This is a genomic window from Pseudomonas sp. (assembly GCF_050739655.1).
In the GTDB taxonomy this organism is placed as follows: Bacteria; Pseudomonadota; Gammaproteobacteria; order Pseudomonadales; family Pseudomonadaceae; genus Aquipseudomonas.
In genome coordinates, this window is the sequence record NZ_JBOIBY010000465.1 from 1 (window position 1) to 9,764 (window position 9,764).

Below are 9,764 nucleotides of genomic sequence, written 5' to 3' on the forward strand. Positions count from 1 at the left end.
GGATTTGTGGTGTTAACAAAACTTGTGGGAGCCAGCCTGCTGGCGATGAGGCCAGTACAATCGCTGCAAACTCCAGATAAAAATAAACCGGCCCTTGAGCCGGTTTATTTGTTTCAGGCCGCTTGCCTCGCCTGGGCATCTCGCACCAACGCCGCCAGTCGTCCAAGCCCCTCATCCAATCGCGCAGGGTCGATATGGCTGAAGTTCAGCCGCAGATACCCGTGATGCTTGTCAGGCTCGGGGAAGAACGGCTCTCCCGGCATGAACGCCACATCTTTGGCCAACGCGGCATTGAGCAAAGTTCGCGTGTCCAGTGGCTGCTTGAGCTTCAACCAGAAAAACAGCCCGCCCTGCGGTTCGTTCCATTCCGCCAGATCAGCGAAGTGGGTGTACAGCGCCACCTGGAACGCATCTCGACGCCCCCTGTAAAAATCACGCAACTCACCCAGGTGCTGCTGGTAAGCCTCGCTGCCGATCCATTGCAACGCTTGCCACTGGCCAACCCGGTTGGTGTGCAAGTCTGCCGATTGCTTGAGTTTGAGCAAATGCGGGAACAGGTCGGGGCTCGCAATGAGGTAACCCACGCGCAATCCCGGCATCAAGGTTTTCGAGACGGTGCCGGTGTAGATCCAGCTGGCCTTTTTCAAGCGACTGACAATGGGCGTGGCGCTACCACCATCAAACGTCAGGTCGCGATAAGGCTCGTCTTCGATCAACGTCACGCCGAACTCATCGAGCAAGGCCGCCACCGCGTCGCGCTTGGCCTCGCTGTAACGCACCGCCGACGGATTCTGGAACGTCGGGATCAGGTAGATGAACGCCGGACGATGCTTTTCCAGGCGAGCACGCAGTTGAACCAGGTCAGGGCCATCGGCCTCCAGCGGTACGGTGATGCAGTCTGCGCCGAACAACTGGAAAATTTGCAGCGCTGCCAGGTAAGTCGGGGCTTCGAGAAGAATCTCGGTGCCCTTGTCGATGTACAACTTGGCCGCCAGATCGAGGGTTTGCTGCGAGCCACTGACCACCAATACCTGACTCGCCTCGCACGGCACACCCAGCGCCCTCGCCTCTGCCGCCAGTACTTCACGCAACGCCGGCTCGCCTTCGCTCATGCCGTATTGGCCGATGGACACCGGCATCTCGGCCCACTCGACCTTGGGCAACATGGCTTCAGCGGGAAGTCCACCGGCAAACGACATCACCTGCGGACGCTGGGCAGCGGCAAGGATTTCACGGATCAAAGAACTTTTAAGGCGCGTGACACGTTCGGAAAAAGCCATGGAGATCACCGGTAGCGAGGCAAGAGATAAATGAGTCAAACTTGTTGACCGAAATTACGACAGCTCGAACGGATACGTCAATATGTTTGACCTTAAAAACCCGATTTCCCAACAAGAGGCCATGGAGGCGTTTTTCTTCGGCTACCAGGCATTCACCGCCAAGGCCGATGAAATGCTTGAGCGTCGCGGCCTCAGCAGGGTTCATCAGCGCATCGTGTTTTTCATCGCCCGCTATCCGAACCTCAGCGTCAAAGAGCTGCTGGAATTGCTCGGCGTCACCAAGCAGGCGCTGAACATGCCGCTGCGTCAGTTGCTGGAGATGCATCTGGTGAACAGCGTTGCGTCTGAGACGGACAAGCGCAAACGGCTGCTGGAACTGACCGACGACGGCGCGCGTTTTGAACAGGCGTTGCGCCGTGAACAGGTGAAATTGCTGGAGCAGGTGTTCGCTGAAGCTGGGGAAGCAGCAGTGAATGGTTGGCTGGCGGTGAATCTGGCGCTTGGTGAGAATCATAAAAAAATCTGAACCCCACAAACCCTGTAGGAGCTGCCGCAGGCTGCGATCTTTTGATCTTGCTGTTGAGATTCAAAAGATCGCAGCCTGCGGCAGTTCCTACATGGAAATGCGTCAACTGCGGGCGTGCTTGCTCCCGGCGGCGTTCCGACGATGGCGTCCGAACGGCCGATATATCCCGATTGCCAAACTTTTCGCCCACAAAATCGAAAACATTATTTGCTTTCTTTGTATACAAAAGCATAATCCACATCGTGTGAGTTCCTGACCAATAGGTCAACAAATTCGCAAATGCCTCAAAGGGCCGCTGCCACCCCTCTCGGATCCGGCCCTGGAAATAAAAATAAAACTCTTGAGGAGTACTCGCTGTGGAAAGCCGCAAATCCGAAGCATCGACGCTGGATCTCTCGCCGCCCCTACGCAATGGCTTGCTGGAACGTCTGTTCAAACTCAGCTTGCACGGCACCACGGTGAAGACCGAGCTGATTGCCGGTCTGACTACCTTCATCACGATGGCTTACATCATCTTCGTCAACCCCAACATCATGGCTGACGCCGGGATCGACCATGGCGCGGCGTTCGTTGCCACCTGTATTGCCGCTGCACTGGGTTGCCTGTTGATGGGTTTGTACGCCAACTGGCCGGTCGGCCTGGCGCCGGGCATGGGTTTGAACGCCTTCTTCACCTACACCGTGGTCGGAACCATGGGCTACAACTGGGAAACCGCGCTCGGTGCGGTGTTCGTTTCCGGTGTGCTGTTCATGATCCTGACCTTCTCGCGTATCCGCGAATGGCTGCTCAACAGCATTCCAGTGAGCCTGCGCTTCGCCATGGGCGCCGGCGTGGGCCTGTTTTTGGGCCTGATCGGCTTGAAAACCGCGGGCATCGTCGTCGATAGCCCAGCCACTCTGATCAAACTCGGTTCATTGCGTGAACCTGGTCCACTGCTGGCCGCCGTGTGCTTCCTGATGATCGCCATCCTCAGCTACCACAAAGTGTTTGGCGCGATCCTCATCAGCATCATCACGGTCACCCTGGCGGGTTGGGGCCTTGGTCTGGTGCATTACGAAGGGATCATGTCGGCACCGCCGAGCCTGGCTCCGACCTGGATGGCCATGAACGTCGCCGGCGTGTTCAACGTCAGCATGATCAGCGTGGTCCTGGCGTTCCTCTTTGTGCACATGTTCGATACCGCCGGCACTCTGATGGGTGTTGCTCAACGTGCCAATCTGGTGGGCGCTGACGGCAAGATCGAAAACCTCTCCCGCGCCATGAAAGCCGACAGTGCTTCCAGCGTTTTCGGTGCGGTGGTCGGTGTTCCACCGGTAACAAGCTATGTAGAAAGTGCCGCTGGCGTAGCAGCAGGTGGTCGGACTGGTCTTACCGCCGTGACCGTAGGTGTGCTATTTATTGCTGCCATGTTCTTCGCACCGTTGGCCGGCATGATCCCTGCCTATGCCACCGCCGGTGCGCTGATTTATGTAGCCATGTTGATGATGGGTGGTATGGCCCACATCGAATGGGACGAAGCCACCGACAGCATTCCGGCGATCGTCACCGCAATCATGATGCCGCTGACCTTCTCGGTCGCCGACGGTATCGCTCTGGGCTTCATCACCTATGTGGCGCTGAAGGCCGGTACCGGCAAGTACAAGGAAATTTCCGTGAGTCTGTGGGTGCTCTGCGCGATCTTCATCGCCAAGTTCATCTTCCTGTAAACCACACGCGGGACACGTTTCAAAACAGCCTCACCCCGTCGGGTGAGGCTTTTGTGCAAATGGAGGAAAGTGATGAGTCTGGAAACCTGGCTGCTGTTCAGCGGCGCTGCGCTGGTAGTGATCCTGATCCCGGGGCCACTGTCTTTGCTGATGATCAGCAACAGTTTGAATTACGGCCTGGTCCGTTCTTACCCGGCATTTCTCGGTGGCGTGATTGCCTCGATCTGCCTGTTGAGTGCATCGGCGCTGGGCCTGGGCGCCCTGCTGCTGGCATCGGAACAACTGTTCAGCGCGTTGAAGATCGTCGGTGCGTTGTACTTGTTCTACCTCGCCTGGCAGAGCTGGCAGCAATCGCGCCAGCCGTCCCATGGCGCCGAAGTGCCTCAGGCTGCAGCAGTGCCGCGCTTTCGCGCACTGTTCGGGCGCGCGTTCATGCTCGGCGCCAGCAACCCGAAAGATATCCTGTTCTTCGCCGCGTTCCTGCCGCAGTTCCTGAGTGCCGAGCAACCGTTCCTGCCGCAGCTGCTGGTGATGATTGCCACCTGGACCGTGCTGGATCTGATGTGCAAATTGGCCTACGGTCTTGGCGCCCATGGGGCGGCGCGGTATCTGCGCAGTGGCAAGGGCCAGAGCTGGTTTAACCGGATCAGTGCCGGGTTGTTCAGTGGAGCGGGTGCAGCGTCTCTGCTGAGCCGCTAAAAGCTTCGCTGGCAAGCCAGCTCCCACAGGTTCAAGGGTGTTCACATGTTTTGTGTACGACCCGGACACTGTGGGAGCTGGCTTGCCAGCGATGGCGTCAGCCCAGACGCCATTTTTCAAGGACGAAAAAAAGCCCGCAGTGTGAGCGGGCGAAAAACCAAAGAAGCTATATGCGCAGTCGCTTCCAGGGTGAGGCAGCTGCTTGGGGGATCAGCTGCCGCGATAGGTGGAGTAGCTGTAAGGCGAAATCAACAGCGGCACATGGTAGTGATCCTGCTCGGCAGAGATACCAAAGCGCAGTACCACCACATCCAGGAATGCCGGCTCCGGCAGCGCAACGCCACGGGCGCGATAGTAATCGCCGGCATGGAACTGAACCTGATAGACGCCCGTGCGGTAGTCATCACCCTGCAGCAGCGGTGCATCGACACGGCCATCGCTGTTGGTTATCGCGCTGGCGACCAATTCCAGCTGCGAGCCTTCAACGCGGTACAACTCGACCTTGATCGAGCTGCCCGGGCAACCATGTGCAGCGTCCAAAACGTGTGTAGTCAAACGTCCCATTGATTCTGCGCGCCTGCCTGCGTGGAGCAGTCAGACTTCGCGCCTCCGCAAGTCTGGTAAAAGGAGACCGCACCGGTTCGGAGCACGAAACGCTGCGGCGAGAGATTGATTAAGACACTTTTCAAAAAAATTGTACACAATAAAAACGACATTTTTACCGCCGACTGCGCCATCGGTGGAATTCTCGCCGATTTGCCAGCAAACCTTATGCTCGCTGCCCCCTACAATCATTAGCTGACCTATCAGGCAGATTTCTTGCAGGTCCGTGTCATTAGTATGGAAAGATGACCGTTAGCGAAAAATGCAAAAAATCAGGCTTACAAAGTGAATATAAAGTTGTATACAATCAACCCATCGCTGTGACGCCAGCCAGTGATCCAACTTTAGTCGCGTCACACCAACTGTCACCACGAATATAAGAAGGAAGACTGCAGTGAGCGCTGACTACCCTCGCGACCTGATCGGTTACGGCAGTAACCCTCCGCACCCACACTGGCCGGGCAATGCCCGCATCGCCCTGTCGTTCGTACTCAATTACGAAGAAGGTGGCGAACGCAATGTCCTGCACGGCGATAAAGAGTCTGAAGCTTTCCTCTCGGAAATGGTCTCCGCTCAGCCGCTGCAAGGCGCGCGCAACATGAGCATGGAATCCCTTTACGAGTATGGCAGCCGTGCCGGCGTCTGGCGGATTTTGAAACTGTTCAAGGAATTCGACATTCCGCTGACCATCTTCGCCGTGGCCATGGCCGCCCAGCGCCACCCTGATGTGATCCGCGCCATGGTCGATGCCGGCCACGAGATCTGCAGCCACGGCTACCGCTGGATCGACTACCAGTACATGGACGAAACACAGGAACGCGAGCACATGCTCGAAGCGATCCGCATCCTCACCGAAATCACTGGCGAACGCCCGCTGGGCTGGTACACCGGTCGCACCGGCCCGAACACCCGTCGCCTGGTGATGGAAGAAGGCGGTTTCCTCTACGACTGCGACACCTATGACGACGACCTGCCCTACTGGGAACCGAACAATCCCACCGGCAAGCCGCACCTGGTGATCCCGTACACCCTGGACACCAACGACATGCGCTTCACCCAGGTCCAGGGTTTCAACAAGGGCGACGATTTCTTCGAATACCTCAAGGACGCGTTCGACGTGCTGTACGCCGAAGGCGCCGACGCACCGAAGATGCTGTCGATTGGCCTGCACTGCCGCCTGATCGGCCGTCCGGCGCGTCTGGCTTCGCTCAAGCGCTTTATCGAATACGCTAAAAGTCATGAACAGGTGTGGTTCAGCCGTCGCGTCGACATCGCACGCCACTGGCAGGAAACCCATCCGTACACAGGGGCTGCCAAATGAGCACCTTTCAAACCGTCAAACCTTCGTCGCTGAGCCGTGACGCCTTTGTCGCCGCTTTCGCCGACATCTACGAGCATTCGCCATGGGTGGCCGAGAAGGCCTTCGACCTGGGCCAGGACGCTTCGATCGACGAGATCGAAACCCTGCACCAGCGCATGAGCGACATCCTGTTGAGCGCCGATCACGCCAGTCAGCTGACACTGATCAACGCTCACCCGGACCTGGCCGGCAAAGCCGCCGTCCAGGGCCAGTTGACCGAAGCCAGCACCAATGAACAGGCTGGCGCCGGTATTCACCAATGCACGGCCGAAGAGTTCCAACGCTTCACCGAGCTGAACGACGCCTACAAAGCCAAGTTCAAGTTTCCCTTCATCATGGCGGTAAAAGGCAGCAACCGGCATCAGATCCTCGCAGCGTTCGAAACGCGCATCCACAACTCGGCCGATACCGAGTTCAAGTGCGCGCTGGCGCAGATCAACAAGATCGCCCTGTTCCGATTACTGACCCTATAGCAATCCTGGCCCGAGCTCGTTCATGAACGCCGAACGAGCCCAGGGCCTGGAAAGCATCCCAAGCCACTTATTTAAAGGCAGACAAGAAGAATGAAAGCTTACGCCGTACCTTTCGAGAAGTTCGTCAACCTGGCCGACGCCCGCCTGGGCACCAAAATCATCTCGGTCACCGATGACTGGTTCGCAGACGCCAACCGTCTGTTCCAACCGACCCCGGCCGTATGGAAGGAGGGCGTGTTCGATGACAACGGCAAGTGGATGGACGGCTGGGAATCGCGCCGCAAGCGCTTCGAAGGCTTCGACAGCGCTGTGATCCGCCTGGGCGTACCGGGCTCGATCAAGGGCGTGGACATCGACACTTCATTCTTCACCGGCAACTTCCCGCCATCGGCGTCCCTGGAAGCCTGCTTCCTGGCCGAAGGCGAGCCGACCGAAAACACCCAGTGGGTTGAAGTGCTGTCGGCCGTCGAGCTGCAGGGCAACAGCCATCACTACCACGAAATCAACAACGATCAGGCCTTCAGCCACCTGCGTTTCAACATCTACCCGGATGGCGGCGTAGCCCGTCTGCGCGTGTACGGCGTGCCGTTCCGCGACTGGTCCGCTGTTGGCGACAACGAGCAAGTTGACCTCGCAGCTGCCCTGAACGGCGGTCGTGCCCTGGCCTGCTCCGACGAACACTTCGGCCGCATGAGCAACATCCTCAACCCGGGCCGTGGCATCAACATGGGCGACGGTTGGGAAACCGCGCGTCGTCGCACGCCAGGCAACGATTGGGTAATCGTCGCCCTGGGTCACCCGGGCGAAATCGAGAAAATCGTCGTCGATACCCTGCACTTCAAGGGTAACTACCCGGACAGCTGCTCGATCCAGGGCGCGTTCGTGAAAGGCGGTACCGACAGCCAGATCGAAACCCAATCGCTGTTCTGGCGCGAACTGCTGCCAAGCCAGAAGCTGGAAATGCACGCCGAACACACCTTCGCCGAGCAGATCAAGGCCCTGGGCCCGATCACCCACATCCGCCTGAACGTGTTCCCGGATGGTGGTGTGAGCCGCCTGCGAGTATTGGGCAAGGTCGCGAAGTAAGCGCTAAGCCCAATCGCCAGCAGGCTGGCTCCCACAGGGGAATGCATTCCAAATGTGGGAGCTAGCCTGCTAGCGATAGCAACAGAACCAACAACACAGAATTCGGAAAAGAACAGCATGCGCACACTGACGATTGAACCGCTGACCAAAGAAGCCTTCGCCCCTTTCGGTGACGTGATCGAAACCGACGGCAGCGATCACTTCATGATCAACAATGGTTCGACCATGCGCTTCCATAAACTGGCTGTGGTCGAAACCGCCACGCCTGAGGACAACGCGATCATCAGCATCTTCCGCGCCGACGCGCAGGACATGCCGCTGACCGTCAGCATGCTGGAGCGCCATCCGCTGGGCAGCCAGGCTTTCATTCCGCTGCTCGGCAACCCCTTTCTGATCGTGGTCGCGCCACTTGGCGATGCACCTGTATCAGGCTTGGTCCGCGCCTTCGTCACCAACGGCAGGCAGGGCATTAATTACCATCGCGGCGTTTGGCACCACCCGGTGCTGACGATCGAAAAGCGGGATGACTTCCTGGTGGTTGATCGCAGTGGCACAGGCAATAACTGCGATGAGCATTTTTTCAAAGAGGATGAGCGTTTGATCCTCGCCCCCCACCAATAAGAGAAGGTCTGATCACTCGACAACAGAGTGACAGGCGAGAGGTAAAGACTGTGGAAGCACATCTGTTGGAATGGCTGAACCTGAGCGTGCGCTGGGTTCACATGATTACTGGCGTGGCCTGGATCGGCGCATCGTTCTACTTCGTCTGGCTGGAAAACAACCTCAATCGGGTCAACCCGAAAAGCGGTCTGGCCGGTGATTTGTGGGCGATCCACGGCGGCGGTATCTACCACCTGGAAAAATACAAACTGGCTCCACCGACCATGCCGGACAACCTGCATTGGTTCAAATGGGAAGCCTACTTCACCTGGATGTCGGGTATCGCGCTGCTGTGCGTGGTGTTCTACTCCAACCCGACGCTCTACCTGCTGGCTCCTGGCAGCACCCTGAGCGGTCCTGAAGGCGTGGCCATCGGTATCGGCTCGCTGTTTATCGGCTGGTTCATCTACTCCTTCCTCTGCGACTCGGCCCTGGGCAAACGCCCTGCCCTGCTTGGTTTCATCCTGTTCGTGCTGATCATTGGCGCCGCTTACGGCTTCAGCAAAGTGTTCAGCGGTCGTGGTGCTTACCTGCACGTGGGCGCGATCATCGGCACCATCATGGTCGGTAACGTGTTCCGCATCATCATGCCGGCGCAGCGCGCACTGGTAGCGGCGATTGCCGAGAACCGCACACCGGATCCAGCGTTGCCAGCCAAAGGCCTGTTGCGTTCGCGTCACAACAACTACTTCACCTTGCCAGTGCTGTTCATCATGATCAGCAACCACTTCCCGAGCACTTACGGCAGCCAGTACAACTGGTTGATCCTGGCTGGGATCGCGGTATTGGCGGTGTTGGTGCGTCACTACTTCAACACCCGCCATGACAGCCACAAGTTTGCCTGGACCTTGCCAGTGGCAGCGGTAGGCATGATCAGCCTGGCCTATGTCACTGGCCCTGCGCCAATGAACAGCCCGGAAGTGGCCAAGACCCCTGCCGCGATCGAGTACCAGCCTCTGCCGGAAACAGCGGTGGGTGGTGGTTTGAAACCGGCTGAAGCCAAACCTGCACCAGCGCCTGCCGCAGCTCCAGCGCAAGCGTCCAACGCCGGTCCCGGTTTCGACAAGGTGCACAGTGTGATCCAGGAACGTTGCGCGGTTTGCCATTCGGCCAAACCAACCAGCCCGCTATTCAGCGCAGCCCCGGCCGGTGTGATGTTCGACACCCCCGAGCAGATCCGCCAGAACGCGGCACGGATCCAGGCACAAGCCGTCGCCACCCAGATCATGCCACTGGGCAACATCACCCAGATGACCCAGCAGGAACGTGACCTGATCGGCGCCTGGATTGTTCAGGGTGCTCCGACCAACTGATCGTTGAAAAGCATCGCTGGCAAGCCAGCTCCCACAGGTCCTCATATATGACCTGTGG

General features: G+C 58.2%; 10 protein-coding genes. 8 read left to right on the forward strand and 2 right to left on the reverse strand.

Translation table 11 applies throughout. The features are described from left to right. Window positions 1–113: 113 nt before the first annotated feature. The gene (locus ACRESJ_RS22680; protein WP_431759922.1) at window positions 114–1,280 is read right to left on the reverse strand and encodes a PLP-dependent aminotransferase family protein; all 1,167 of its coding nucleotides are present in this window, start codon (window positions 1,278–1,280) and stop codon (window positions 114–116) included. Window positions 1,281–1,362: 82 nt separating this feature from the next. Between ACRESJ_RS22680 and ACRESJ_RS22685 the strand changes: the two genes are divergently transcribed. The 3 genes from ACRESJ_RS22685 to ACRESJ_RS22695 all read left to right on the forward strand — a co-directional run bounded on the left by ACRESJ_RS22685 (window position 1,363) and on the right by ACRESJ_RS22695 (window position 4,211). Continuing rightward, complete coding sequence (locus ACRESJ_RS22685; RefSeq protein WP_431759923.1) at window positions 1,363–1,806, forward strand: MarR family winged helix-turn-helix transcriptional regulator; 444 nt, start codon at window positions 1,363–1,365, stop codon at window positions 1,804–1,806. A gap of 356 nt (window positions 1,807–2,162) precedes the next feature. Further along, window positions 2,163–3,512, forward strand: coding sequence for an NCS2 family permease (locus ACRESJ_RS22690; protein ID WP_015096117.1), 1,350 nt, complete (start codon window positions 2,163–2,165; stop codon window positions 3,510–3,512). 72 nt (window positions 3,513–3,584) lie between these two features. Continuing rightward, window positions 3,585–4,211, forward strand: coding sequence for a LysE family translocator (locus ACRESJ_RS22695; RefSeq protein WP_431759924.1), 627 nt, complete (start codon window positions 3,585–3,587; stop codon window positions 4,209–4,211). Window positions 4,212–4,421: 210 nt separating this feature from the next. Here the strand turns inward: ACRESJ_RS22695 and uraH are convergent, their stop codons facing one another. Then, complete coding sequence (uraH, locus tag ACRESJ_RS22700; RefSeq protein WP_046027110.1) at window positions 4,422–4,775, reverse strand: hydroxyisourate hydrolase; 354 nt, start codon at window positions 4,773–4,775, stop codon at window positions 4,422–4,424. A 433-nt stretch (window positions 4,776–5,208) separates the two neighbouring features. On the opposite strand from uraH, the gene puuE reads away from it, so the two are divergent. From puuE to ACRESJ_RS22725, 5 genes are all read left to right on the forward strand, one after another. Further along, window positions 5,209–6,135 carry an allantoinase PuuE gene (gene puuE, locus ACRESJ_RS22705; RefSeq protein WP_431759925.1) on the forward strand — a complete coding sequence of 309 codons (927 nt, stop codon included), beginning with the start codon at window positions 5,209–5,211 and terminating at the stop codon, window positions 6,133–6,135. Further along, window positions 6,132–6,647: a 2-oxo-4-hydroxy-4-carboxy-5-ureidoimidazoline decarboxylase gene (gene uraD / locus ACRESJ_RS22710; protein ID WP_431759926.1), complete on the forward strand. Its 516-nt coding sequence runs from the start codon at window positions 6,132–6,134 to the stop codon at window positions 6,645–6,647. The genes puuE and uraD overlap by 4 nt, the downstream gene beginning before the upstream one ends. A 90-nt stretch (window positions 6,648–6,737) precedes the next feature. Further along, window positions 6,738–7,733, forward strand: coding sequence for an allantoicase (alc, locus tag ACRESJ_RS22715; protein ID WP_431759927.1), 996 nt, complete (start codon window positions 6,738–6,740; stop codon window positions 7,731–7,733). Window positions 7,734–7,850: 117 nt separating this feature from the next. Beyond that, window positions 7,851–8,354 (forward strand): ureidoglycolate lyase, encoded by a 504-nt coding sequence (locus ACRESJ_RS22720; RefSeq protein ID WP_431759928.1) that lies wholly within the window; start codon window positions 7,851–7,853, stop codon window positions 8,352–8,354. A gap of 50 nt (window positions 8,355–8,404) precedes the next feature. Next, on the forward strand, window positions 8,405–9,706 hold the full coding sequence (locus ACRESJ_RS22725; protein WP_431759929.1) for a urate hydroxylase PuuD: 1,302 nt from the start codon (window positions 8,405–8,407) through the stop codon (window positions 9,704–9,706). Window positions 9,707–9,764: the final 58 nt, after the last annotated feature.

Bases quoted from the DNA above. Each gene is read 5' to 3' on its own strand.
- uraD (WP_431759926.1), top strand. From the start codon at position 6,132: ATGAGCACCTTTCAAACCGTCAAACCTTCGTCGCTGAGCCGTGACGCC.
- ACRESJ_RS22720 (WP_431759928.1), top strand. From the start codon at position 7,851: ATGCGCACACTGACGATTGAACCGCTGACCAAAGAAGCCTTCGCCCCT.
- ACRESJ_RS22695 (WP_431759924.1), top strand. From the start codon at position 3,585: ATGAGTCTGGAAACCTGGCTGCTGTTCAGCGGCGCTGCGCTGGTAGTG.
- alc (WP_431759927.1), top strand. From the start codon at position 6,738: ATGAAAGCTTACGCCGTACCTTTCGAGAAGTTCGTCAACCTGGCCGAC.
- uraH (WP_046027110.1), bottom strand. From the start codon at position 4,775: ATGGGACGTTTGACTACACACGTTTTGGACGCTGCACATGGTTGCCCG.
- ACRESJ_RS22680 (WP_431759922.1), bottom strand. From the start codon at position 1,280: ATGGCTTTTTCCGAACGTGTCACGCGCCTTAAAAGTTCTTTGATCCGT.
- ACRESJ_RS22685 (WP_431759923.1), top strand. From the start codon at position 1,363: ATGTTTGACCTTAAAAACCCGATTTCCCAACAAGAGGCCATGGAGGCG.